The sequence below is a fragment of the Rhodoferax sp. RT4P68 genome, from assembly GCF_056521305.1.
Window position 1 is genome coordinate 167,358 of record NZ_JBWMBB010000007.1, and the last position, 25,633, is coordinate 192,990.

Consider the following 25,633-nt stretch of genomic DNA (forward strand, 5'->3'; position numbering starts at 1 on the left):
CGTCCATGAATTTTCCATGATCACTCCTTGATGCGTTTCACCTGCCGCATCGGCGATGCGGCTGGGGTCAGCGTTTCACGGGCACAGTCCGCCGATCGTCGGACAAGGGGCCGCAACCCTGTGGTGGATTCGATGCAGCGCAATACCGTGCGTGGTGCTGTGGCCTCAGGCGCGCGCGGGTTGCCGAGAAAGAAGCGCACGAGCTCCACACTTGCGCAGGGGACGCCTGGCTGGGTGAACGAGCCATCTACGCTGCCGCCGAACCACGCGTGCGAGCCGCCCGGCACGATGCACTCGCGCACCATCACATGGCCCGACGCGCCGATGAAATCGACCACACCTTCGGTGGATCGACCGACCCGCTTGCCATCGGCCGGACGCCGCGAGACCATCACCTTGGCTCTCTTGAAGGCCGCCAATGCCTGCCTGGTGATGGCCTGGCCATTGAGCAGACTGACGGTCTGGTCGGCATCGCCATGGATCACCAGCGTACGCATGGGCAAATCCGCATGCGCAAGCGTGCAGCGTGCGTCGACGCCTGGCTTTCCCTGCATGGCGGCGAAAGCGCTTTGCACGTCCTGGGCTGCACCGCGCGGCATGCCGGAATGGGCCGCCACGGCTGCGAAGACTTCCGGGTAGGTCTGTCCCAGAATCACGGCCATCGACGCGCCGGCCGAAAGCCCTGCGACGAAGACCCGGGCCTGGTCGACAGCGAACCGCTGCCCGATCGCGTCCACGATGCCGACGATCAGCGACGGCTCCTGCCCATCGCGCTTCTGCTCGTCGGGCTCATACCAGTTCCAGCAGTTGGCGCCGTTGGATTTGTAGGTCTGGCAGGGGTAGGCCACCAGGAAGCCGTGCTGCTCTGCCAGCGTGTTCATGCGCGTGCCGACGGCGAAGTCCTTGGGGTCTTGCTGGCACCCGTGCAGCATGACGATGAGCGGCATGGGCTTGCCGGTGTAGTTGCTCGGCACGTAGAGCAGGTATTCGCGCGACCCCTTGGCATTGCCGAACACTTCCGTCAGGAAGTGCCCTTCGGAGACCGCCTCGAGGGGGGCCGGCAATCGCCGCGCGGATGGGACGGTCTTGGTGAGCTTGGCGGCGGGCTCGGCAGCCGGCACAGGCACATCAGCCGGGTGCAGGGACGAAGTGGCAGGGGAGGGTGCCCAGAAGCTCCCGCCCATGCTCATGCCCATGAGCGTGCGAGCGAAGAACTCGGGGAAATAGGGTTGCGTCATGGGGTGCAGTCCAAAGAATGTTGCAGTGCACCATGGTGAGATTCCCTGGGCCCACACCGGCCACGTCCGTGAAGCCATCCCGCTGTGGGACAAGGCGCCGGGCGCAGGTGGGTCCTGCGGTGCGTCGCCAAGCCGTCGGGCAAGACACGCCCGCAGACGCACGCTGCTGCAGTGCCACGCGGGGACACGGGGATCTACTCGTTCATCGATGTGTTCCGCGCTGAGCCATTGGCGCGCGTGCGCATGATCAAGGCCGGCTTGCCCGCGGATTGCCTCGACCAGCTCGCGCGTCGCATGAAGGTTCCCAAGGAGCGCTTGTTGCCGATGCTGGGCATCGCGCCTGCCACCGTGAGCCGCAGGGCGAGACTGTCTCAGTCGCTCTCCAGCGACGACAGCGGTCGGTTGCAGGGTCACAAGCCGGTCTGACGCACCCGGCGCGGTGGCGCCTCACCGCCGCTTGGCCAACTCCAGCTTCGCAATCGCGTTGCGGTGCACTTCATCCGGCCCGTCCACGATGCGCACCGTGCGCTGGTGGGCGTAGGCCTCGGCCAGCCAGAAGTCCTGGCTCACACCGGCCGCGCCGTGCGCCTGGATCGCCCAGTCCACCACCTTGCACGACATGTTGGGCGCCACCACCTTGATCATCGCGATCTCGGCGCGCGCTTCCTTGTTGCCCACGGTGTCCATCTTCCAGGCGGCGTTCAGCGTCAGCAGCCGGGCCTGGTCGATCATGCAGCGCGACTCGGCGATGCGTTCGTGCCAGACGGACTGCGCGGCCAGCGGTTTGCCGAAGGCGATGCGGGCCTGCAGCCGGTCGACCATCATCTCCAGCGCACGCTCGGCCGCGCCGATGGAGCGCATGCAGTGGTGGATGCGCCCCGGGCCGAGGCGGCCCTGCGCGATCTCGAAACCGCGGCCTTCGCCCAGCAGCATGTTGGCCACCGGCACGCGCACGTTCTCCAGCAGCACCTCCATGTGGCCGTGGGGCGCGTCGTCGTAGCCGAACACCGAGAGGTGGCGCACCACCGTGACGCCCGCCGTATCGCGCGGCACCAGCACCATGGACTGCTGCGCATGGCGCGGCGCTTCGGGGTCGGTCTTGCCCATCACGATGTAGATCTTGCAGTCCGGGCTGCCGGCGCCGGACGAGAACCACTTGCGGCCGTTGATGACGTAGTGGCCACCATCTCGCACGATGGAGCATTGGATGTTGGTCGCGTCAGACGAGGCCACGGCTGGCTCGGTCATCAGAAAGCCGGAGCGGATCTTGCCGGCCAACAGCGGCTCCAGCCACTCGTCCTTCTGCGCTTCGGTGCCGTAGCGCTCGATGGTCTCCATGTTGCCGGTGTCTGGCGCAGAGCAGTTGAAGACCTGGCCCGACCACGAGACGCGGCCCATCAGTTCGCACAGCGGCGCGTAGTCCAGATTGGAGATGCCGGGCACGCCGCGGTGTTCGTGCGGCAGGAACATGTTCCACAGGCCGGCCTCGCGCGCCAGAGGTTTCAGCTCTTCGATCAGCGGCGAGACCTGCCAGGCGTTGCCGGCGCTGCGAAAGGCCGCCATCTCTTCGTGGTGGCGCGCTTCGTTGGGGTAGATGTGGCGGTCGAAAAAGGCCCGCATGCGTTGCAGCAGGTCGGCCGTCTTGGCGGATGGTTCGGCGAACATCGTTGTCTCCTGGTGTGGGTCCACGCTGGGCGCGCGGCGCGTCACGGTAGCACGGCAGGGGGCGGCGCGGGGCACGCGGCTGGCAGGTCGTTGCCCGTCCATCCAGGCGGATGGCGGCGCACTGGATGACCTGTCGCCTGCGCCGCTCGCCCGAGGGGCGAGGGAAGCAAGGCAGTGGCGGCGCGCCGAGTACGCGGGCGGCCGCAGGGCTGCTATGTGGATTGGCGCATGTCTGCGGGCACTTGCGGCGCGCCCCTCAGCGCGACAGGATCATCTGAAACCCGCCATAGATCAGCCGCTTGCCGTCGAAGGGCATCGGGTTGCTGGTCGGTGACATGCGCGGGTCCGCCATCACCTTGGCCCAGCCCGCGTCACGCGCCTCGCGCGAGGGCCAGGTGACCCACGAGAACACGACGGTCTCGTCCTCCTTGCACTGCACGGCCAGCGGGAAGGACGTCAGCTTGCCCGGCGGCACATCGTCGCCCCAGGTCTCCACGACCTGCAGCGCGCCGAACTCGCGGAAGAGGCCAGCGGCCTTCTCGGCATGCTGCAGGTAAGCCTCGCGGTTGGCGGTGGGGACGGCGGCGACGAATCCATCGACGTAGTGCATGGGGAACCTCCTGGTTGGACAGTGGGGCATGAACAGCGGCGCCATGGTGGCACCTGGCTGCACGACGAGCAACGCGGTGGGGAATCGACAGCACGGGCGCCGAAGGTGAAGGCGGCATGTCCACAGTGCGCCGCGCATGATCATGCCGGGTCGAGCATCCGGTCAGAAGCGGCGCTCTGCCGTTCACCGCCCCTCGGGCAAGGCCGTGCAGGTGCGCCGATAAGCCTCGTCGCCAAAGGCCACGCGCCATTCGTCGGCGTCCAGGTTGCGCCGCAAGCGGGAGCAGGCCTCCGATGCCAATGCAGCCGGCGCCAGCGGCCACAGCCGCGCCGCGCCGTCCTCGCCCAATGTGGTCAGCCATGCGCCGTCGGCGCTCCAGGCCGGCGGTGTGGTCGACGGGCCTTGCGCGCGGTCGGCCCGCTGCAGCGCATGCGCGTGCAGGGCGGTGCCGGCAGCGTCCAGCTCCGCCAGCCAACGCACTGCGGGTGGCCCCGCAGGCGCCAACAGATCCGGCACCAGCGGCCACGCGGCGGCAGCGTCCACCAGCGCCAGATCGCCGCCGCCTTCGGTCCGCGTCCACTCGCCCTGCGCGTCGTCGGCACGGCGGCCCCACCCGATGCCCTTCACTCTCTCCAGGTCGTCGCGTTCGAACGAGCGCCAGCCCAGTTGCGCGCCATCGGCGATCTGCCAGACGCGGCGCATGGACGGCTGGCGCAAGCCGAAGCCGCGTGCGATCTCGGCGGAGGAACTGGCCGCCACACGTGTGCCACCGGGTTCGACGCGCAGTTCGCGCAGGTACTCGGTGAGCGCGGTCGATGCCGCTGGCTTGCCGTCGGCCAGCGCGATGCGTTCCAGCCGCTTCGCGCGCTCCAGCAGCAGCCAGCGCCCGTCGGGGGTCAGCCACAGGCCCCCCAGCACCTCGTCACCGGCCGTCTGCCAGCGCGGCTGCCAGTCGGCGGTCGCAAACACGGCCAGCGTGCTGGAGGCCACCACCAGCAGCCAGCGCCCGTCGGCACTGAAATGCGGCCGCGCGCCTTCCAGCGCGGGCAGCGACGCCACGGTGCGGCCGTCGGCCACGGCCAGCACGCGGGTCACGCCGTTGGCATCGGTGACGGCGAGCTGTTGGCCGTCGCGCGACAGCGCCAACAGAGAAGATGGGGAGGACTGCGCGGATGGCGCTCCCTGCGTCGGCTTCACATTCGGGCCGACACCATCGAGGCGCCGACTCGCCGCCCGCTGCAGGTCGAAAAGCTCGATGCGGCCCTCTTGCGCGCCGACCACCAGCCGGTCTGTGCCGGCCAGCACGATGGCGCTGCCACCGTCGGCATGGCGGGGTGGCAGACCCCCCTGCGGCGCGAGCACTTGCACCATGCGGTCGGCGGTGCGAGCGGCGATGCTGCGCCCGTCGCTGCTGGCGCTGGACTGCGCGCGGGTGTCCAGCTTGGTCCCGAGCGGTTCGCCCGGCTCGGACAAATGCGGTGTGCCCGCTGCGTCTCGCGTCAGCCGCATCGCCCGCAAGCGCTGCGTTCCACCGTCGACGTACACGGTGCCCGACGCGGGCAGTTGGACGAACGCCGTGCCGCCACGGGTGTCGACCTCCTGCAGCTTCTGGCGGGTGCGCAGATCGTGCAGTTCCAGGTCCGAACGGGTGCGCACCAGCAGCGTGTCGCTGTCGTCTCCAGCGCCACCCACACCGCCGAACCCCAGCCCCTGGATCGGCTCGGAATTGCGCTCGTCGATGGTGAGCGGTGCCTCCTCTTGCCAGGTTCCGGTCTGGACGATCTGCACCTGCGCCGGGCCGCCGAAGGCGTAAGCCAGCCGCCCGCTGTCGGGGCTGAAGGCAGCTGCGGTCAGCGCGGCGTGCGGCTTCGGTGCCCAGGCCACCGTCCAGGTGGTGGTGTCCCAGACACAGGCCACCTGCTCGGCGCAGCCCGCCAGCAGCCATCGCCCATCGGGGCTCAGCACGAGCCGCCGCAGCGCGCCCGGCGCGCGTGGGGTGGCCAGCTCGCGCACCGGTTTCAGGTCGGTGAGCGATCGCAGCACCAGCCGGTCCACGCCCTGGCTGGCCACCAGGCCGAGGTCTGGCAGCGGCACGAGCGACAGGATCGGGCCACGCTGGTCGGACGCAGTGGCGATCGGTGGGGGCACCATGCGGTCGATCTGCGCCAGCATCAGCGCGTGCGCCTCGGCCGTCCAGGCACTGGCCAGCGATTCCACCGTCAGCAGCAGCGCGCGCTGCAGGCCCTGGCCGTCGTCGGCCAGCGCGGCATCGGCGCGCACGTTCAAGGCGCGGGCCTGGGCATCACGGCGCCGCTGCTCGGCCAGGTCGCGCTGGCGTTCGGCCTCGGTGCGCGCCAGCAATGTCAGCACCAGTGCGGTCGCCAGCAGCGCGACCAGCGCTGCGGCACTGCCGCCGATCCAGCGCCAGCGCACGCGTTGGCGGCGCTTCTCACGCTGCTCGATCTCCGCTCGGCCCACGCCGTAGAGCTTGGCCAACAGCTGGTGCCATGGTCCCTCGAAGCCACCGCGCTGCACGCGGTCGCGGCGGGCGTCGAAGCCACGGTAGTCGACCGCCAGCGGCATCTGCATCGCCTCGGCCAGCGCGGGCGGAAAGGCCATCTCGCCCGCCTGTGCCGCCGACGCCTCGTTGTTGGCCAGCCCGGCCAGCAACACCGGCACCACCGCTTCGGCTGGGCGCAGGCGCACGAAGCGCCGTACCTCGTCGTCGACATAGGTGCTGGCCCGTGCGTCGGGCGAGCAGACGACGATCAGCATGCGCGAGCGTGCGAGCTGCGCCTCGATCTCCGGCCCATAGTCGCCGGCGCCCAGGTCCTGCTGGTCGAGAAAGATGCGCAGCGGCCGGGCCGGCGCGCTCAACGCCTTGGGCGGCCGGTACGCGCCCAGCGCCGCTGCCAGCAAGGAGACGAAATCCTTGTTGCGGCGCGAGTAGCTGATGAAGGCATCCCAGCCTGGCGGGTCATCGTGGGCCATGGGCTCATCATCCGCGCAGGGACCGGGGCGTCAACGGCCGGCGCTGCCGTCCTTCATCACCGATGACTACGCCGCTGGCGCGGCCCCTGCCGTGAACGCCAGCGCCACGCCGTTCATGCAATAGCGCAGCCCGGTCGGCTTCGGCCCGTCATCGAATACGTGGCCCAGGTGCCCGCCGCAGCGCGCACAGAGCACCTCTTCGCGCCGCATCAACAGGCTGTGGTCCACCTCGGTCGCCACCGCATCGGGCAGCGGCTTCCAGAAGCTCGGCCAACCGGTGCCGCTCTCGAACTTGGTGGCCGACGAGAACAGCGGCAGCTTGCAGCCGGCGCAGGCGTATGTGCCGGCGCGTTTCTCCTGGTTGAGCGGGCTGGAGTAGGGCAGCTCGGTGCTTGCCCCGCGCAGCACCCGGTATTGCTGGGGCGTGAGCAGGGCCTTCCACTCGGCTTCGGTGTGGGCCACGGGGTAGGCCTTGGCCGCACGCGCGGTGGGCCGCAGCGCGGCACCGGCGCCAGCCAGCAGCGCACCGGCGCCCAGCACGCGCAAGAGTTGTCGACGCAGGTGCATGGTGAGGGTCCTCCAGTTCACGTGCTCGCGCCCACCAGCACGGGCTGGTCGCGGTACCGATCGGGGAACACGCGCTTCAGGTTGTCGCGCTTGGGCAGGTCGTGCATGGCGATGTAGGGCTGCAGCGGGAAGCGCGTCATGTAGTCCTGGTGATAGGCCTCGGCGTCGTAGAACGGCTTGCCCAGCTCGATGGTGGTGGCGATGGGCGCGGGGAAGGCGCGGGCCTGGTCCAGCTGGGCGATGTAGGCCGTGGCAACGCGCGCCTGCTCGGCGTTCTGCGCGAACACGGTGGAGCGGTACTGCGTGCCGAAATCCGGCCCCTGGCGGTTCAGCTGGGTCGGGTCGTGCACCACAGAGAAGTAGATCTGCAGGATCTGACCGAAGCTGATCTCGCGCGGGTCGTAGGTGATGCGCACCGCCTCGGCATGGCCGGTGCGGCCGGAGCCGATGGCTTTGTAGGTCGCCGTGGCTGCATCGCCGCCGGCGTAGCCGGACACGGCGCGCGTGACGCCCTTGACGTGCTGGAACACGCCCTGCACGCCCCAGAAGCAGCCGCCGGCCAGCACGGCGGTCTCGCTCGTGGCGCCTGCTGTCGCGGTACCAGCGTCCTGCGGCGGCGGGATGGCGACGGCGCTGCCTGCGGCCAGGGTCGGCACGGCCTTCCATGCGACCAGGGCACCGCCCAGCAGCAGCGCCAGGGCGGTGATCGTGCCGCGGCGCGTGGGGGTGAGCGGGCGGGGGTGGCTTGGTTGGGCAGAGTGTTGCATGGTGGCCTCGGTGGTTCGCTGGGGTCAGACTGGGGATGTGAACTGAAGTTCGTTCCAGGTGTCCGATGGGTTACAGCGAGGCATGCGGGGTGCGCAGGCTCATGGCGCGTCGCTCGATCCCTGCGGTGTTCAGGTCTTGGCGATGTCCAGCGCCCGATCCAGTTCGTCCTCTGAAGCAAACTGCTCCGCCAACGCCTGTTCCAGACCGGTGATCGCGTCCTCCACGAGCACGAGATGCGCATGCTCGGCTTCGAGCGCGCTGGAAGTTGTTCAGGCGGCGGGCGTCGACCAGCCCCACATCGGTGGCACCGTTCTTGGTGAGCAGCTTTTCCGGGCCGATGTCGACGTCGTCGTCGGCGAGCTCAGTCAGCCGGTGTGGGCTCCAATGATGGGTTCGGCGGCAGATGCGCGAAGTTTCATGTTTCGGTATCCGGTAAGAGGGGCTTTCAAGCCGGTCTCGCTCCAGCGTGAGCACATTGGTCGTGCGGATGCAATCAGAGTTCTGTCGCTCTTCCCCACCTTGGTGGCGGGTGCGTCGATGGCCGCCGCAATACGGCAGCACCGAGGCTGAGCGTCGAAGAAGTTTAAGGCGCGCGCGTGGGGGTTCCAGCGCAAATCAGTTGGCTGCTTTGCAGCTCAAGCGGGTATTGGTGTGACCGCACGCAGTGGCGGCATTGCGCCCAGTGCTGTCGGTCACCATGCCAGCGCCAGCGTCAGGTCTGCAGCGGTTTCGGCCTGTCAGTTGTCTCGGGCCTACTCACGCTGACCAGCACCAAGCGGACTCCCGACGAGCGGTACGGTAGTAAACGGCTGCTGTAAGAGGGCCGCCGGTCGTAAGCCCTTGCGGGGCAGGCCCCGGTCACAGTGATCGCTACCTCACGGCGCGAACACGACGTCCACCAAAGCCGATAGCGAATGTGGTCAATAGCCGCGAAGCCGGCCATACCCAGCCATACGTGTAGTCAGCCAGCACCACACGGTCGCTCGGCATTGCGGTGCATCGCACAATTCATACACCCCGATCTGATCGATAGCTAGGCGTGGCCATCCCAGTGCCCTAACGTTTCCCTCGCCGCCCATACAGTGGTGACGTTCGAGCGAACGGGCGTAAAAGACGCGACGCGGTTGTAGTTCGCACATGCCCCCGCGGATCTGTCGCTGCACGAGATGAAGATCGTCGCGCACAACTTGGATCCGATGATGACTTTGCTCGTGCTCCCGCGCGAGGGCCAGCGTCCGGCAGTTGTGGTACGAACGCGGCCGTCCGATCCGCTGACACGCGCTACCCCGTCGGAAGCACGCTAGAACTTCGATTCTTCCATTTCGTTCGACCGGCCCGGGGAGTAACTCACTTCGAGCGAGGCACCCATCCGGATGACAGCGGTGGTATGCCAGTAGCGGCTGCGCTCTCTACCGTAACCTCCGTCGCGGCGGCGCAGGCGCACCAGCCACATCAGGTCGGCGTCGCTGGCCTCCAGGTACGCACGCACGACGTCAGTGCGGCACCAAATGCGTGAGCCTTCGCTCGCACCTTCCTCATGTCGGCCGGATTCGATCCACGCGTCGGCCCGCACGACGGTCTCGCCGGCGGCATTTACCCAGGTCCGGTCGAACGGATCGACAGATCGTAGCTTGGCGAACGCGGTGACGTCCTGGCTCAAGCGCGGGCGCCGCACCGCGCCAACGGCGCCCAGGGCGTCGGTCTCGTCCAGATGCGCAGAGGCTTCCTTGCGCACGATCCAGGGCAGGTAGGGCGCATCGCGATTCGAGGCCATCCCGTCCTCTTCGTACATCTGCAGCTGCGGCACATAGGCTTGGAAGGGCCCCTGAGCGGCCAGCTCCTCGGCCAATGCGGCGCTCTGGTCCCGCGGCGCCAGCGCCGACATCACCCGGATCTCGACGTTTTCGTTGGAGTGCCAACTGCCATCGACGGTGAGCCAGTCTCCCACCGAGTCGCCCTTCCCAAGCAACGACTTCAATGCGGCCGGATCCGCGGTGAGGTCCGTCGCGGTTTCGCCCCTGGCCATCAAGGAAACCCAGGTGTCCAGGGGTTGGCGGTCCATTCCGTCCGCGAGCCACAGGCCCGCCGGATGCGTCACGACCTCGCGCGAAAGCCAGTCCTCCCACGGGTCTTCCTCATCGTAGCCGCGCCAAACCACCGGGTGCGCGGCAAGTAGATCGCCCGCTACCGAGAACAAGGCGTGCCAGGCCAGCTGCTCGCCGTGGCTTTGGTACTCGGCGTCTATGCCGCGCGTGTAGTGCTCACGACCAGGTCGCGACCGCCCTTTGCGATCGCTCATGAACTCGATATTGGCGTCATGTTCCCGCACCTTGGCGACGAGAGCATCCGCTGTTTCCCACTGCGGCCGTCGGAACAGGCTCGACAGCCGGGTAACTTCGTCCTTGCTGAAGTCGTAGTCCAGATGCAGTTCAGGATGGGGCTTGACCATGCCCTTGGGACGCGGGGCGTAGAAATCGCTCCCGTAGTAGTCCTTCTCCTTCCGGGCCGCGAAGCTCGATCGATTTACGCGCTGAAGCTTCTGAACCCGCGCCTTTGGCAGGCGCAACTCACCTGCATTCACACAGGCCAGCAGTGCCTGCGCCGCGAAATGCCGCCGGAGCACGTGGCGTTCGACAGCGTCCGACGCGATCGCTTCGAGAAAATCGGCATGCCGAGCAACGACCAGAGGCGCCTCCAGTGCGATGCGCGCCATTGCTATGAGCAACCAAAGCTGGGCGTGCTGGTAGAAGAACGGCAACTCCGGCGCCTGGAAGGGGACCGCGTCGCGGCGCCGATACTTCGCAACGACTCCATCCAGCACCTCGGCACGACCGAGGCGAACCGCCGTGCGCAGACTATGGGCGGCGAACCACCGCTGCCGGGTAACGGGCGAACCGAGCTGGAACCAGGTAATCGCCGCGGTGGCCTCGACCGCATCCCCGGTAAAGGTCATCGCGTCCAGCCACGCCCCGTCCTCCGTGTTGGATGCGAGCTTCGCCGGCCCGCTCTGCAGCAGGCGTGTCAGCGCCGCCTCGCCCACGCCGGGCGTCGTCTTTCCGTTGAACTCCGCAGCGAAGTTGAGCCACACCGAGGCCGGTATCGGCATCTTGGGACGGGTGAACTCGCGGATGAGGAGCATCAGCACGTCGCGGCGCGCCAGACCACAGATGTCCTCGAGGGCGCGGACGTGTGAGCCCGAAAGGTAATCGAAGGAAATGTATTCGTCTGCATTCACCCGTGCGATGACCGGTGCGCAGGCCTTCAGCGCGTCGGCTACGGCAAGCGAGGAGCCGATCCATTGCTCCTTGCAGGTGCGCAACTCCCGTTCTTTCTCGTACAGATCCAACACTTCGAGCCGCGCGATCAGCGCGAGATAGTCAGGCCATTGCTTGAACGCCATCTTCGTTCGCAACGCACCGAGGACATCGTCCGAGAAGCGCATGTTCGGGAGCTGCGTGCGGGCCGCATCGAGGACGCGCCCCACCGCGACCTCATCGAGCGGATCGGTGCCCGCGGCGATCTGCAGAACGTGCGCCTTCGCCTTGTTCTGCTCGTCTTCCCATGTTCGAGGCGCGGCGTCGCCTCCGGACGCGCGCCAGTTGGTGCGCCGGTTGTCGTCATCGCGCTTGACGTCGATCCGATCCGCCGCCGCTTCAAGGTACTGCCGCTGCCATGCGTCCTTGGCCAGCACCGAGCCGGCGAAGCGCGCGAGCGCGCGGGGCGTTTCCGAGCCCAGTGAACCAGGGTTGTTCTGCAGGTATTGCTCGACGAGCTCGGTGGCCACGGCTGCTAGGCGTGCGGACGGCTTGGATTCGAGAGTGGCGACCAGCTGCGTGGTCCCGCACACGTAGAGCTCGGCTGGATTCGACAGTCGCAAGAGCGTCAGGGCGAGCTCGGCATCGAGCTTGTCGTCTTCCAGCAAGGCCCGCACATACGGCAACAGCGTGAAGTCCAACGAGATTCGCCCGCGGTCCTGCCACCGCGCTAGCCTTGCAAGTCCGGCCACGCCGGATACCCGGCTCATCGCGGCGCCGTAGGAACCCCAGCCGAACTTCTGTTCCTCGCCCAAGTTGAGCTCGCAGATGTTGGACAGGGTGTGGCTTTCGCGCTGGCTTAGACCTTCGCCGGTCAGCGCGCCGGCGAAGTGCATCAGCCCCTCGACGAAGTGATAGTCGCCCGAGCCGATCGCGTCCATCTGCTCGAGCCCTTTCCGGAAATACGCGACCGCTTCGGCAGGGCTGGCCAACGCGATCGCCTGCCCGAGTCGCGCGAAGTGTGCGGCACGATCGGTGACATCGTGCTCCTTCTCGATGGCCGCGCTCGACTTAATCGCGAGCGTGCCGGCCATGGCATGGAACGCCGGACGAGACGCCAGCAATGCGACGAGCCCGATCAGGCTCGACAAGGGCGTAGCGTCCGGTTCGCTCGCCGCTTCGATGTGTGCCGCGACTTCGCCCGCAGGAAATGAGTCGTTCGCTGCAAGAGCCAACGCCAGCAAGCGCTCGACAACCGTGTTGTGCTGCCGTTGTGCCGAGCGGCCGCCAGAGTCGTAGTCGTCGGTGTTGCGCAGCTTGGTCCAGCGGGCCGTTAGTGGCGCCAAGCTAGGTACCGCGGAACCGGAACCGACAACGGCCTGTGCGAAGTCACGCGAGATATCGAGCCAGCGCGGCATTCGCTCCTTGAGGAATTGCACGGCCGATGCGTGGTGGCTGTACTCGTGGCGCGCATCTTTCTTCGCGTCTCGGGCGGCCTTGGCCTTCTCCTCGTAGTCCGCATCCAGTGCCTCCTTGAGCGCGGTGAGGAACTCCGCTTCCGTCAGGTTCGGAGTCAAGGTCGCAGCGAGCTCGGCCAGTTCGCGCGGCAGCAGGTCGCGGGGACCAATCGGGGTGCCGGACGCACAGCAGGCGATGACCTGCCGGGCAATGTACGTGGCGACCTCACCGACCCAGTACGACGAGTCCATGAACACGTGTAGGTTCGGCGGCACCAAGGACAGTGCCTTGAGGATCGCAGTAGCCTGGGCGGGCATCCCCAACCGCACCGCCTTCGCCGCGGCCTCCACCATGCCCTGTACTAATGGGCGTTCGTCGGGTCGGTAGTTATCTCGAAGCTTTACCGAGCCGTCCGCCATGCATGCCGCCGCGAGTGACTCGAGCTGAGCGCGTTGCTGCTCCGGGCTGCCGGCAGCGTAACGAATCGCCGCGGCGATCGGCCCGATCGACGCCAGCGCATCAACACAGTCCCGGATCACCTCGTGTGAAAGCAAGGACGCCGCCTCGGGACGGTGCGCCAGCTGGAACATCGCTTTGGAGGTGTCGTAACCGTGCTCGGCGCTGACCCAACCCGATAGGTCTCGAGCCGCCGCCTTGCCGTCGCCCTTGAGCAGGTGGCAGAACGGGAGCGCCGCCAAGTCCAGCAACGTGGGGTGCGCGCGGTCATGCGCGTCGCTCTGCTGGTCGAAGTAGTGCTGCAGCCATTCAGCGACCCACCTGGCGTGCCAGATTGCCTCGGCGGTATCGCCGATCAGCCCATGCGCAATCGCTAGGCGGGCGTGGCGGGAGCCGGGCCACGGGGTTCGTGCCTCGAAGATGCGCCTAAGCGAATCCGGATCGGCCGAGGCAACCACTAGATCGGGGTAGTCCAGCAGATATGTCGTTCCCCGCTGGTCCATCGCGGCGAGGGTCGACAATTCGACCAGCAACGGCACGAGGTGATCGAGGTCGTTGACGCGAACGGCGTGCGCCACGGCGGCGCGAAGTCGCGCATGACGAATTGTCTGCTGGCCCACGGTGCCGGAGATGCTCGCGGGCAGCCGCTCGTCGAAGGCCAGCTGAAAGAGCTTTTCCCCATCCTCCAGCTGCAGCAGCAGGTCAGGAAGCGTTGTGGCGGCATAGACGGACTCGCCCTGCATGGCGAACAGATTCGTCGCCAGCTCACGCAGCGGCGCCGCGTCGCCGGCGTAGCGGCGCCGAATGAGGTCTTCCGTGGGCTCGTCGCGGAACATCAGCCCATGCTTGGTCTGCTCCAGCAGCGGCGACAGGTCTGCCGCGAAGCTGACGACCGCACCCTCGGCCATGCCGTTGACTTGCGCGTACTCCTTGAGCGGCACGGGCGGCGGCAAGGTGGCCAGCCCCGCCAGAAACGCGCGGATGCTGCTATCGGCATTGCCCAGCCTCCGTGCCTCCACCAGAGCTTGGTCAATGCGGTGCTGGATCAGGTCGTCCAGCGCGATCGGCTTGTCGATCTCGCTCGGCGCCAGCAGGCCGGGTTCCGCGGCCAAGTGTTCCAGCACACGAGCATTGCCGTTGGACCGTGCCTGACCTACCTGGACCATCGTCTCGGTCAGCTTGCTCACGTGTGCGCGCAGGAACGCACGTGTCTCCCGCTCTACGAACGGCGCCAATTCGACCTCTTCGGCGGATATCTCGCCGGTCGCGGCGAGCCGCCGGTGCGTTCGGGCACTGACGACCACCTGCAGACCGGCGATTGCTGCGCCGTGCTCCAAGCTCTGCAGCAACAGGCGCGGGAACGAATCCTGATGGCGATCGCGAGCGATTTCGCTGGCGTTATCGATCGCGTCGAGCAGCAGCACCAGTTGCCGGTCCGCCGAGCCGCGGCGCAAGGTCGCGACGGCTTGCTCCAGTCGCACGCGGAAGGCGCGAAGAATGTCTTCGCTGTTGCTGGTCGAGGGCAGCATGGGGTCGCACAAGCCTCGACAGGCGAGCTCATTGGCGATGTGCACCAGACCGCGGCTTGGCAGGTGCCTGCTGTCGTCGGTGGCACGGTACTGCCCCATGCCGAAACAGTCGAACAGGATCGTCTCGTGCTCGTCACCCAGGCGGGCCGCCAGCGAGTTCATGAAGACCGTCTTTCCGAACCCGCCTTCGGCATGCACGACCAAAGGCCGGGTGAGCCGCGGGATGCGGTGGAGGGTGTCATCCAACTGCACGCGATCAACCACCTTTCCGATCGGCGGAAAGCTCGCCGGCGCCGGAAGCAGGTCCTTGTCGTCGGACAGGCCCAATGCTGCCAGCACGTCTGTACGCATGATGACGTTGCGGTGCTGCTTGATCAAACCGGCCTTGTCGCGTGCCATCTCCCGGATATCCGCTAGACGGTGGCGGGCCATGTGGTCCCGAGCGTCTGACCAGTCCACCAGGGTGAGTGCGAGCTGCTGCTTGTTCTCGCGCAGGTCGCCGGTCAGGCCAATCATGTCCAGCCGCGCTGCAAACTCGGCAAGGTCCTTGCCCGTCAGCTTGCAGGCGTCCGCCACCTGCTTCGCCTGCGTTCTCGCCTCGCCCTTGAGCGGGCTTTGCGCCGCCAGACCCCCGATGGCCTCGAGCAGCGCGGGCAAGATGGGCCGGTTGGTGATCAACTCGAACCGCAACTTTGCCCGCGCCTTCTCGGTTCCAAGTGACGTCTTGCAGGCGCGATACGTGCGCGCAAACTTGTCGATCGTCTTCTTCGCATCCGCCGCCCGAAACGGCTTGTGCTCGGCAGCCTTGGAGTACTTCACCTGGACCACCACCACGCGTTTGGCGTGCTGCAGGTTGGCCCGGCCTCCGAAGTAGAGGACCGCGTCGGCGATCTCATTTCCTGCATTCGAGACGCCGCGCTGGTCATCGTTGGCGAAACCTTCTACGGCAATGCCGACCAACTCGGCCCCGGGCAAGAGCAAGCCCAGGCACTTTCGAGCGACCCAGGCTTCGTGGAACTCGTGGCCGTCGCGGGAGGCGCGGACGGTGTCTACCGCTGGGCGCGTTCGGGTGTTAACCGTCCTGTTGGACTTGGGCTTCGGCACGGCCTTCCGCGGGGTTACCGTTCTGCGCGTCGCAGTGGACTTCTTCATCGCCATCGCCATTGCACGTTCCGCCGAGACATGATCCAAGTATCCCGTGATGGTCTCACATCAACTTGAGGGTCTTCCGGATCGCGCCCGCTGCGATGATCAAGGGTCAGGTTCCCGGAACGCGGTTGAACTCACGGTCTCGGCCAACAGCAGCCTTCAGCCACGCCGCAACGTACGACTGCAACAAGTCTCGAGCTGTCATTCGCGGCTCGGCGGCGATCGACTGCAGTTGGCCGATGGCGCGCATTCGTCTCTCCATGGCATAGGGCCGCAGCCAGTCTGAAGCAGGCATACCGAAGCCGACCACGAGCGCTGCGCCTTTGACGAGCGCTGCGCCTTCGGATGTGGGGGGCGCATCAACCAGTGTGCTTGGGCCAAGTCGGTGCGGGCCGGCGCTCGTGTTCTCGGGCGAGGCTCATTTGGCATGCTTGGCTCAGAGCGTTGGCATGTAGTCGAGCGGGCGCGCATCCACCAGCGCCACATCACCCGCGCGGGTTGGGTCAGAGCCTTCGACGCCGAAGCGGTCTTGGCCATGCACGGACAACGATGCAGTGGCCTTACCTCGACACCTCGTACTCCACCACCAAATACAAATCCCGCCACTCCTCTGCCAGCAGCAGCGGCCCCGCCAACGTCAATACGCAATCGATCGGGCTCGCGGTGTCCAGCACCGTGCCGGGCAGCGCGTCCCGGTCCGTGCCGAGGTCGAACGACGGGCTGCCGAACAGCGGGGTTTGCGCGTGGCCGTTCAGCGTGATGTTCTGCGCGTCCGACGGCAAGGGCCCGGTGGGTCCGAGCACCGCCATCAGTCCCGTGATGGTCAACGCCAGTGGCGCGGCGCTGGCGCTGTCTTCGTCGGCGACTGCCCAGACCTGGTCCAGCAGTGACGGCATCAGCTGCCGCGTCAACGCCAGCGTGCAGGCGCGCGGCGCGTCGGCGGCCGTCGCCATCAGCTGGTTCCACGCATCCGGAAAGTCGTGCCGCAGGCTGATCAACCGGCGCATCGGCAAGCCTGCGCTGCTGCCTGGCGCGGCCAGCGCGTTCAGCGCGTCGACCAGGCCGCCCCCCACAGCGGCCTTGAACGTCGGCCCGCCGTCGCGCGCGGTGTAGCTCAGGTGCATCACCACATCGGAGACCGTGCCGTAGTCGAACGGCCGCAGCGTCTGGGGCAGCTCCAGCCGCCAGGTGGCGATGGCGCCGGCGCCTTCGAAGGGCAGGTAGCGCGGGTCGTTGAAGCTCAGCTCGAACATGCCGGCGTCGCGCATCGCGGTGCTGGTGGCCATCGCCGTCTGCGGGGCTTCGAGCAGGTCGTTCAGCGGCTGCGTCGCGTCGGCCGGGTCGGCGCTGCGGCGCGTCCAGCTGTCCAGCAGGGTCAGCGTGGCGCTGACGTTCGCATACGGGCCGATGACACAGGGGATCGTCACGCTGACGGCCTTGATCCGCCGCAGGTAGTGCGCCGGAAAGTCCAGCGCGAGCCAGACCTCGGGCACGTGGAAGGTGCAGGCGCCGGTGGCCCGCAGCTGCAGCAGCGCTAGCGGGTCGAGCTGGAACAGCGAGACGTGCTTGGTGATCTCCAGCTCGCGTCGGTTGGCGGCCAGGTGCGCCGTCTCCATCTGGCGCAGTTGCAGCTGCAGCAGCTCGCCGGCCAGCAGGCCTTTCTTTAGGCTGTCCCAGTTGTCGGGGCGGATGAAGGTGGCTGCGGCCTCGTCGGGCCCCAGCTCTTGCTGGAAGGCCGATTGCGCCTGCAGCGCCATCTGGTAGGCCATCTGGTAGGCCTGGAAATGCACCGATGCCAGCCGTGACGCCATCCAGCCGAACAGCTGCTGGCTGCTGAACTTGAGCTTCATGAAGTCTTCGACCTGCCGGGCCTGTTCGGTCTGCTGATCGTGGTTCGTCAGATCCTTGTCGGCAACCTGCTGGCGGATCTCGGCGGCCACGATCTGCTGGTCGAGCTGCGCGATCTCATGCTTGGCCAGATCGGCTTGCAAACGCCAGTCGTCCATGCGGCGACCGTAGGACGCGACCGTGCTGGCCTTGGAGGCTTCATAGGTCTTGGCGTTGGCCAACGCACGGGCAGAGCTGGCGATGGACTGCGCTGCGCCAGCCAGATTGGACCCGCCAAACGAGACCGAGGACGACGGAGGCACAACGGTCACGGAGGTCGTCGGTATCAAGTTGAGCAGGCTTGCTGCGGTCTCTGTGACTTCGGCTGCGATCTGAAAGTAGCGCCCCGTCTCCAACGCATCCAGGCTCTTCTGCTCCCCGGCACTCACGCGCTCCTGCCCGGCATAGAACGCTTGCCGGAACTGCGCCGCCTCGCGGCTCTGCTGCAACGCGGCCAGCTGGGCACCGGCCTCGTCCACGTTCTTGGCTTTCAACGCGCGGATCTGCGTCAGCAGGCCGACCTCGTGCGTGCTGCGCAGCAGGCTGAGCTGTTCGGCGTCGCGCTTTTCCAGCGTGGTCAGCAGCATCTGGCCCAGGTTGCGCGCGTCGCCGCACAGCGCCAGCGCCTGTTGCAACAGGAAGGCGAAGCGGTAGTGCGGGCGCAGCGCGAACAGGCCATTCAGCACGGCCTCGATGTCCAGCCCCGCAGCGGCCGCGCGGATCAACAACGCCGGGTCGATGGGCGGCGAGAACAGCGCCAGCTGCCGCACCTGGCCGCTCAAATTCATGCTGTGGCGAATCTTGAACAAGCGGTCGGCCACAGTGTCCCAGTAGGCCCACAACACGTCGTTGTGCGGGATGCACATCAGGAGCAAGGTGTCGACGCCGCTGGCGCTGCCCAGTGTGATGGCCGGGCCCGTGCCGCCGAATGCTGCGGCCAGTGCGTTGCCGGATGTCGTGGTGTCCACGGTGATGGCGCCCGGGGCCACGGCGCGGCTGCGCGAGGGCGCGGTCGATGCGCCGGGCAGCCCGGCGGCCAGCAGCGCAGCCAGGGCATCGAGCGGGTGGCCGCCGGGCAGGCCGTTCCATTCCAGGCGAAAGCGGTTCAACAGCAGGTTCGGCGTTTGCGTGGCGGCGTGCTGGGGCGGCAGCAGCGTCGGCCGCTCGCCCAGGATGCTGCCGGCCAGCACATACAGCTGGCGCGCCCGGTCGATGGCCTCGCGCGTGTCGAGGCGAAACAGCCCGTCGGCCTCGCTGATGAGTGAGGTCAGCATGCGCATCACCACCGACTGCATGTAGGCCGGCGTGCGCAACCGGGCGATGGCGTGGGGCAGGAACGGGTCGGCCTCCCACGCCTGCAGCTGCTGCTCATACGCGGTGCTGCCTTCGGTCAGCAGCGTGTCGAGCGTCTGCAGCGCGCCGCCTTGCTGCTCTTCGTAGAAAGGCTTGATCTTCCAGTAGCCGGCCGGGCCGTCTTCGTCGGACGCGGTGGGGTCGAAGACGTGCTGCAGCCACTGCCGCGCCTCGGCGTGGCGCTCGTTGCGCATCAGCCGCGAGGCAATCATCACAGGGATGTGGAAGAACAGCTCCCAGTTCGACCAGGCACAGGGCGCGCCGTCGTCGAAATCGATCTCGCCCGCGGGATAGGGGCTGGCCACCCAGACGGGGTTGGGGGCGTAGGTGGCGGCGAAATCGAAGCTGTCCAGCGGCAGCAGCTGGCGGTAGAGCGTTTCCGAATCCGCGTCGTCCAGCGGGTCGGGGCTCAGCAGGCCGGCCACGCCGTGGCGCGAGACCTGGCGCAGGAACAGGCTGGTGTTCGGGTCCGTGAAGCGCGTGAACCGGTACCTGGTTTGCGTCAGCGCCAGGTCGGTGGCGGCGTGCTCGACGGCCACGGTGTCGTTGACGAGGATGCCGTTCACCAGCGTGGTGGTGGTGTGCAGCGTGGCGTCCATCGCGGACAGGCCGCGGTCGATGATCTGTGTGCCGTTGGCCTGGTAGTGCGGATCTGCCTGGAACGCGACGGCGCCCACCGAGGCTCTGGCTTTCGTAGACGTCGCTGTCGCCTTGGCTGGTGCGCGTTCCGCATGTGCTGCGTGCGGTGCCACGCGTGCGCCTGTGGTCTGGAAGATGGGCCGCACCAGCACCTCGTCCAGCTGCAGGAACCAGCAGCCCAGGTTGGTGGAGAAGAAGAACGGCGACTCTGCCCGGCCACCCAGTCCGTATTGGTGCAGGTAGTGCACACGGCCGTAGCCGTCGGTCAAGGTGTTCAGCAAGGTGCGCACCTGCGGCAGGCGCGGTGCGGTCTGGATGTCTTCCAGATCGACGTGGGGGTCGAGCGTGCGGGGGGTGGCGGCGGTCTCGGTCAGCAACCGTCCCACCCAATAGTCGCCCTCGATGTTCAGCTCCAGCCGCGGCGTGCCCTCGGTGAAATACACCAGCTCCAATGTCTGGAAGGCCTGCATCGCCCCGGCGACCGACACCTCGCCGACAGGCGCGCCGCTCAGGAACTTGCTGGCGTGCAACTCGCCGTTGATGTTGTCGAGATAGAAATAGCCGATGTCGGGCTCGGCGTCGTGCGTGGTGCGCACCGCAATGCGCATCAGGTCGCCACTGACCCAGCCGCTGAAGTGGTGCCACTCGGGCTCGACATTGGTCGAGTAGAACAAGGGCTCGCGCGTACTTTGCTTGGGCGACGTGCCGGCCGGCCCGTAGGTGCACCACGACATGCCCAGCTCCACGTCGTAGCGCAGGGGCTCTTCCACATTCGGGTCGACCTGCACCGAGCCATCGTCGTCCACCAGCTCGTCGTACGCGTCCTGGGCTTCGCTCAGGGCGTCGCCCAGCTCCGCGAGTTCGGCCAGCAGCGTGGGCGATGGCAGCGGTCCGGCCTGCTGGATCTCACGGTATTTCGCATCGATGGCGTTCTGGACGTCGGCCACGTCCTGCGCCGCGGCGGCGACCTCCTCACGCTTCAACGCGGCCGGCGAAGGCGCGTCCGATTCGGTGACCTTGAACTCCGGCCAGAACAGGTAGAGCTTGCCGTTGTAGGCCACCGGCACCAGGTGCTCGCCGGTCATGTCGAGCTGGATGCGCTCCCATGGCGTCCAGTGCGCGCGGTTCTCCTGCCGGCGGTAGAAGTAGGCGGCCGGCACCTCCTGCGTGCGGCCCACCACGTGCAGGCGCACGGTGTCGGCGTCGCCCACGGTCCACGCCTCCTCATAGCTGCCCAGGATCTCCAGCCGGCTGACCTGGTCGACCTTGCGCAGGTAGTCCAGGTAGATGCGCTCGGCCGATGCGGCGGTCACGTCTTCCTGGTCAAGCGCATCTTCCAGCTCGCGGAAGAAGGCGGATTTGTCGTCGCGCCAGTCCGGCTCCAGCCAGTTTTCCGGCGTCAGGAAGACACGGCGCGCGGCCTCCCACACGCGGTAGTTTTGCTGCCAGTGCCAGGCCGTGGCGTCGGCCTTCTCGAAGTGGAAGGGTTCCAGGTTCAGCAGCATGCGCTGCACGAACAGCTGCACGGCCGATGCGCCCAGCACCACGCGCGAGGTGCGGTCGGCCGGCGACATGGCCGGGTCGATCAGGTAGTGGGCGTAGAAGGCGTCGGCGTCTTCCATGCCCAGGTTGGTGAGCGCGTGGCCCAGCAGGGCGTCGCGCTTGCGGGTGCGCAGCGTGTCCTGGATGCTGCCCAGCACGTCGAGCCAGCGTGCAGGTTCGAAGGCCGGCGACAGGGCTTGTTTGATGGCCTGGGTCTGTGTGTAGCCCAGTTCCTCCAGCGTCCAGCCGTGGGCCTGGGCCGCGCTCACGCCCGAGCTGCGGATTAGATCGAACACTGCCTGCATGGCCAGCAGCGCGCGCTCGTCGCGCATCGCGTCGGGCAGCGTCAGGTTCAAGCCGGCTGGTCCTGTCAGATACGTGACATCGGCGGGAGGCCAGAGCGTTGAGGCGCTGATCTGCGCGAGGAAGTCGGCGAGCACGAAGCTGGCCGGGTCCGCGGTCTGCGCCGTGGCCTGCTCGATCAGCGCGAACAGCGAGGCCTCCAGCGTGAAGGTGGTGTTGTGCAACGCGGCGGCGGCGACCAGGCGCTGCCAGGGCGTGAAGTCCACGCGCGCCGGTGGTGTGATGGGCAGCGCTGCGATGTCGGCCCAGCCCAGCCCGGGGCCGGTGTCCAGCACGAAGGGCAGGAAGCTCAGGTCCAGCCGCAGGCCGTTCCACGCCAGAGCGAACTTGGCGAGGCGTTCGAACACATCCGCGAAAGCGCCGGCCGGCACCGGCAGGTTGGGGTGGCCGGCGTTGGCCGCCACGAACACGTGCGCGAGCAGCTCGTCGCCCAGCGCCAGCCGGTGCGTGAACAGCAGGGCATGCAGCGCGGCCGGGTCCATGCCCATCGTGCTGCCCAGCGATTGCGTGAGCGACGACTTGAGGGCGTCGGTCACAGCGGGATCGTTCAGCCGCACGATGCCCTGAAATCCGTCGAGCACCGATGCGCGCCAGGCCTCGGCGGCCTCTACGCCGGGCGACAGCGCGGCCACGGCATCGGCCTCGTGCAGGTGCAGCCAGGCCAGTCGTTCGATGGAAAAGCCAGCGGCCTGCACATCGCGCAGCACCTCGGTGAAGGCCTGCGTGTCCAGCGGGTTGGCATCCACGGTGGGCGAGCGCAGCGGCGCGCGGCGGGCCAGGGCCCTCAGGCGGACCAGGTCGCGGGCGCTGAGCCTGGCTGCGCGCATGAACGTGGCCAGCCGGTACAGCTGTGACACGTTGGCCAGGTTCAGTGCCACGTGGCCGGTGGCGCTGTCTTTGGGCAGCAGTGCGACTGCGAACAGCAGCAGATCGTCGCTGGTCAACCGCGTGGCGCCCTGCAGGGCGGCGCTGTACTCGGCGCGCACGGTGTAGACCGGCACGGTGGCGCCGTCGGACTCGGCCAGCCAGGGGCTCAGGCTGGCGTCGGTCGTGGTGGTGATGGCCAGATCGGCGCGGTCAGCCCGCAGCGCGAAGACGGCATTGCGCAGGTCCACGCCGGTGCCGGCGTGCGTGTCGGGGAAGCGCGCCGGGTCGAGGACGATGTGCTCGTATTGGGAGGGAAGGTCGTCTTCGTAAGCGAAGGTGTCGAGCGTGGCCGCCCACCAGCTGCCCAGGTCGGCCAGGCCCGTATGCATATCGCGCCGCAGCGCCTGCACGGCGGCCAGTTGCTCGAAGAACTTGGGTGCGTCGAAGTCGGCGGCGTCCAGGGCCGGCAGCAGGGTGTCCAGCGTGTACTCGTCGCAGTCCAACCGCACCTGCAGCCGCAGGAAGCGGTGCAGGCGGTCGAGCAGCGCGCGCAGCGGGGCGCCGGCCAGCTCAACGCCTGCGGCGTCGATCAACACGGCGCCATCCACCGCGCAACGCGTGCCATCGAAGCGCACGCTGACCGCGCGGCCGGGGTTCAGATAGCGCGTGTTCAGCAGGCGCAACAGCGCGTCGTAGTCGATGGCGGCACGCGCCAGCAGGTTGGCGACGGTGCCGAGGTGGCCAGCCGCCAGCGCGGCCGCGCTGGCGTAACCCCAGGCGGGGGCCAGCGCTGCGGGCGCCGTCTTGGACTGGGCGATCAGCTCGCGCTCGACGCGGCTCATGCCCAGCGCTTCGGTGGCCCGCTCCAGCGCGCCGACGCCCGGGAGCGCGGGCATGGCCTGCATCAGCTCTGCACGCGCGATGCCCATGCGCGCGAGGTAGTGCCGGCCTTCCTCGGCCCACAGGTCGAACGGCAGGGAGCGCAAGGGGTAGGCCGAGGTGCGCACGATGTCGTAGGCGGCGGTGCGCAGGTGTTCGGGCTGGGCGGCGAGCAGGTCGGCCGTCCAGGTGGTGGGGCCGATGTCGGCACCCGACAGCGTCTGACCATCGCTGCTGGCAACGATCGATTCGAGGACCTCGATCGCCAGGTCGATGTGAGGCACCAGCGTTTCGGTGTTCTCGCAGGTCAGCTGCAACGTGCCCAGATCGGGGCGGCGGGCGAGCAGCGCGTCCAGCGCGTTGTGGCCGGCGGCGTCCACCGCGCGCTCCACGAACGCCATGATCGACACCAGGTAGGCGGACGGGCTCAGCGCCGATTCGCAGTGCGAACATTCGCAGGCATCGGGCGAGCCGAACAGCGCCTGCCATTCGGGCAGCGTGATGCTGGATTCCGCCAGGGCCTGCAGTGCGCCTGTTTGCGCCGCAGGGGCCTGTGGCAGGCGCAGTGTGGCGGGCGACAGGCGGTTGAGGTTGGGGTTGAAGCGCAAGTACACGCTGAGCGCCAATGCGGTCACATGCACGGCCTTGCGGTACATGCGCTGTACGGTGGCCACGTCGACACCGGCCAGGCGCCGCGCCAGGCCGGAACGGCCCAGGCGCGCCAGCTGCGGCGCGGCGCGCAACCCGGCGGCCCACATCGGCTGGATCACGGTGAGCTTGTCTTCGCCGGGCGTGAGGTGGAACAGCTGTTCGATGCGCAGCAACTCGTCGCGCGCAGTGGGCGGCAGGCCCTGCAGCGCGTCGGGCTGCGCACGCAGAAAGTTCAGCACGCGCTGGTCGGCAAACTCGAAGCTGGGTTGCGCCGTCAAGAAGCCTTGTACCGGGTGGTTGGCCCACTGCGCGTCGCGCGCCATCTGGCCGGCCAGCGACGCGGTGGGGTAGCGGTGCTCGGCCTCGCGGTAGAGCATCTGTGCATAGGCGGCTCGGCGCTCGGCGGCGGGGGCACCGGGCAGCAAGTCGTCGGGAAATTCCACGGTGTCGATGGCCAGCACCGTGTCGCGCCAATGCGCGGGGCTGAAGGCCGCGACCTCACGCGCGGCCTGCACCGCGAGCTTGCCGCGCAGGGCCACGCTGAGGCTGGTGTTGTCGCCGAGGGCGGCTTGCAGCTCGAAGGTCTGCTGCAGCCGGCCCACCTCGTCGGCGCTGAAGCCGTCTTTGGCCTGCAGGGCCTGCCAGAGCGCATCGCCCGCATCGTCGCCGGTCGTCAGCCGACGGGTGAAGGTGGCCTGCTGCTCGGCGCTGAGCTTGGCGGTGCCCAGCAGTTGCGCGTAGGGGTGGGTCGGCGTGGCGAGGTAGGTTTGCTGGACCTGGGCGAGCTGTGCGCGCAGCTTGGGCACCAGCGCCAGGCCGATGCGGTTGCGCGCGCGGGCCTCCAGCAGGGTGGACCAGAGGCGGGCCAGCGGGCGCGCCAGCAGGGCGTCGATGCGCGTGGGCGCGCCGCCCCGCAGCAGGCCGTAGAACAAGGCCGCCGGCAGCCCGAACGTGACCGACCAGCGGCGCGCCTTGACATACCACGCGGCCCGCGACGCGGCGACCCCGGCCTCGCGCGCCAGGATCAGCACGTCGGGCGTCAACAGACACACGAGGTCGGCGTCGTGGCCGGCCAGCTGCGGCGCCAGCGCCTGCTCCAACCGCGTGAAGTCGTCGGGGCCGCGGTAGCGCTGGGTGCCGATGGAGAAGTTCACGGTCTCGTGCGGCAGCGCGCGCAGGATGAGCGGCGATTCGGCCAGCACCGTCTTGCCCTCGGGGTCGAGCACCTCGACCCGCAGGTCCGCGCGGGCCTTGCCCCATTGCTTCAACTGCGCGGGGTCGTAGGTGATGACGTACAGCCCACGGTCATTCGTCAGCGCCACCGTCTCGACACTGCCCAGGCGACGCCATTCGCACAGCGCGCGGTCGTAAGCAATGACGATCTGGTTCTGGATCGGCGTGCCGTCGGGGCGGACGACTTCGCCGTGGACGCTGAAAAGTTTGGGCTCGGCGGGAGGCGGGTTGGAAGGGGGCGGGTTGCCGACGACGGGTGAGGGGTCCACCGTGCCCGGGGCTGGCAGGGCGGCGTTGATGGCAGCGGCCGTGGCCTCGTCGACGCTGCCGGTGGCGGGGAGTTGTTGGGCTTGCTGGAACTGCAGCACCGCCGCACGCGTCGTCGCGCCGTAGCGTTGGCTCGCCCCTTCTGCCTGGCCGATCGTTTGGCCGAGGAATTCGAGAGCGGCTTGCAGATCCGCCACCTCTCGGCTGCTCATTCTTGGCTCGAGCGGAAATGCTACGGGTTTCATGGGTGATGCCTTCAATGGGTGG

General features: G+C 68.0%; 10 protein-coding genes. 1 reads left to right on the forward strand and 9 read right to left on the reverse strand.

The window, feature by feature from the left end; genetic code table 11:
* Positions 1-20: 20 nt before the first annotated feature.
* Positions 21-1,121, reverse strand: coding sequence for an extracellular catalytic domain type 1 short-chain-length polyhydroxyalkanoate depolymerase (locus tag AC099J_RS16775; RefSeq protein WP_479616417.1), 1,101 nt, complete (start codon positions 1,119-1,121; stop codon positions 21-23).
* Between the two features lie 360 nt (positions 1,122-1,481).
* Here AC099J_RS16775 and AC099J_RS16780 point away from each other — a divergent pair, with 360 nt between their 5' ends.
* Complete coding sequence (locus AC099J_RS16780) at positions 1,482-1,664, forward strand: antitoxin Xre-like helix-turn-helix domain-containing protein (protein ID WP_479616418.1); 183 nt, start codon at positions 1,482-1,484, stop codon at positions 1,662-1,664.
* 21 nt (positions 1,665-1,685) lie between these two features.
* On the opposite strand, the gene AC099J_RS16785 is transcribed toward AC099J_RS16780, so the two are convergent.
* The 8 genes from AC099J_RS16785 to AC099J_RS16820 form a co-directional block, all read right to left on the reverse strand.
* Positions 1,686-2,903 carry an acyl-CoA dehydrogenase family protein gene (locus AC099J_RS16785; protein WP_479616419.1) on the reverse strand — a complete coding sequence of 406 codons (1,218 nt, stop codon included), beginning with the start codon at positions 2,901-2,903 and terminating at the stop codon, positions 1,686-1,688.
* Between the two features lie 256 nt (positions 2,904-3,159).
* Positions 3,160-3,513, reverse strand: a complete 354-nt coding sequence (locus tag AC099J_RS16790) for a DUF1428 domain-containing protein (RefSeq protein ID WP_479616420.1) — start codon at positions 3,511-3,513, stop codon at positions 3,160-3,162.
* Positions 3,514-3,696: 183 nt separating this feature from the next.
* Positions 3,697-6,504 (reverse strand): toll/interleukin-1 receptor domain-containing protein, encoded by a 2,808-nt coding sequence (locus tag AC099J_RS16795; protein WP_479616421.1) that lies wholly within the window; start codon positions 6,502-6,504, stop codon positions 3,697-3,699.
* A 66-nt stretch (positions 6,505-6,570) separates the two neighbouring features.
* Positions 6,571-7,071 (reverse strand): peptide-methionine (R)-S-oxide reductase MsrB, encoded by a 501-nt coding sequence (gene msrB / locus AC099J_RS16800; protein ID WP_479616422.1) that lies wholly within the window; start codon positions 7,069-7,071, stop codon positions 6,571-6,573.
* A 17-nt stretch (positions 7,072-7,088) separates the two neighbouring features.
* Complete coding sequence (msrA, locus tag AC099J_RS16805) at positions 7,089-7,838, reverse strand: peptide-methionine (S)-S-oxide reductase MsrA (RefSeq protein ID WP_479616423.1); 750 nt, start codon at positions 7,836-7,838, stop codon at positions 7,089-7,091.
* A 1,301-nt stretch (positions 7,839-9,139) separates the two neighbouring features.
* Entirely contained in the window at positions 9,140-15,688 is a 6,549-nt protein-coding gene (locus tag AC099J_RS16810) for an NACHT domain-containing protein (protein WP_479616424.1), read from the reverse strand.
* Between the two features lie 106 nt (positions 15,689-15,794).
* Positions 15,795-15,935 carry a hypothetical protein gene (locus tag AC099J_RS16815; protein ID WP_479616425.1) on the reverse strand — a complete coding sequence of 47 codons (141 nt, stop codon included), beginning with the start codon at positions 15,933-15,935 and terminating at the stop codon, positions 15,795-15,797.
* A gap of 310 nt (positions 15,936-16,245) precedes the next feature.
* Positions 16,246-25,578, reverse strand: a complete 9,333-nt coding sequence (locus AC099J_RS16820; RefSeq protein WP_479616426.1) for a Tc toxin subunit A-related protein — start codon at positions 25,576-25,578, stop codon at positions 16,246-16,248.
* Positions 25,579-25,633 lie beyond the last annotated feature (55 nt).

What these genes read in the sequence shown, in the direction of transcription:
- AC099J_RS16790 (WP_479616420.1), bottom strand. Translation starts at nt 3,513, where the DNA reads ATGCACTACGTCGATGGATTCGTCGCCGCCGTCCCCACCGCCAACCGC.
- AC099J_RS16820 (WP_479616426.1), bottom strand. Translation starts at nt 25,578, where the DNA reads ATGAGCAGCCGAGAGGTGGCGGATCTGCAAGCCGCTCTCGAATTCCTC.
- AC099J_RS16815 (WP_479616425.1), bottom strand. Translation starts at nt 15,935, where the DNA reads ATGCGCGCCATCGGCCAACTGCAGTCGATCGCCGCCGAGCCGCGAATG.
- msrA (WP_479616423.1), bottom strand. Translation starts at nt 7,838, where the DNA reads ATGCAACACTCTGCCCAACCAAGCCACCCCCGCCCGCTCACCCCCACG.
- AC099J_RS16785 (WP_479616419.1), bottom strand. Translation starts at nt 2,903, where the DNA reads ATGTTCGCCGAACCATCCGCCAAGACGGCCGACCTGCTGCAACGCATG.
- AC099J_RS16795 (WP_479616421.1), bottom strand. Translation starts at nt 6,504, where the DNA reads ATGGCCCACGATGACCCGCCAGGCTGGGATGCCTTCATCAGCTACTCG.
- msrB (WP_479616422.1), bottom strand. Translation starts at nt 7,071, where the DNA reads ATGCACCTGCGTCGACAACTCTTGCGCGTGCTGGGCGCCGGTGCGCTG.
- AC099J_RS16810 (WP_479616424.1), bottom strand. Translation starts at nt 15,688, where the DNA reads ATGAAGAAGTCCACTGCGACGCGCAGAACGGTAACCCCGCGGAAGGCC.
- AC099J_RS16780 (WP_479616418.1), top strand. Translation starts at nt 1,482, where the DNA reads ATGATCAAGGCCGGCTTGCCCGCGGATTGCCTCGACCAGCTCGCGCGT.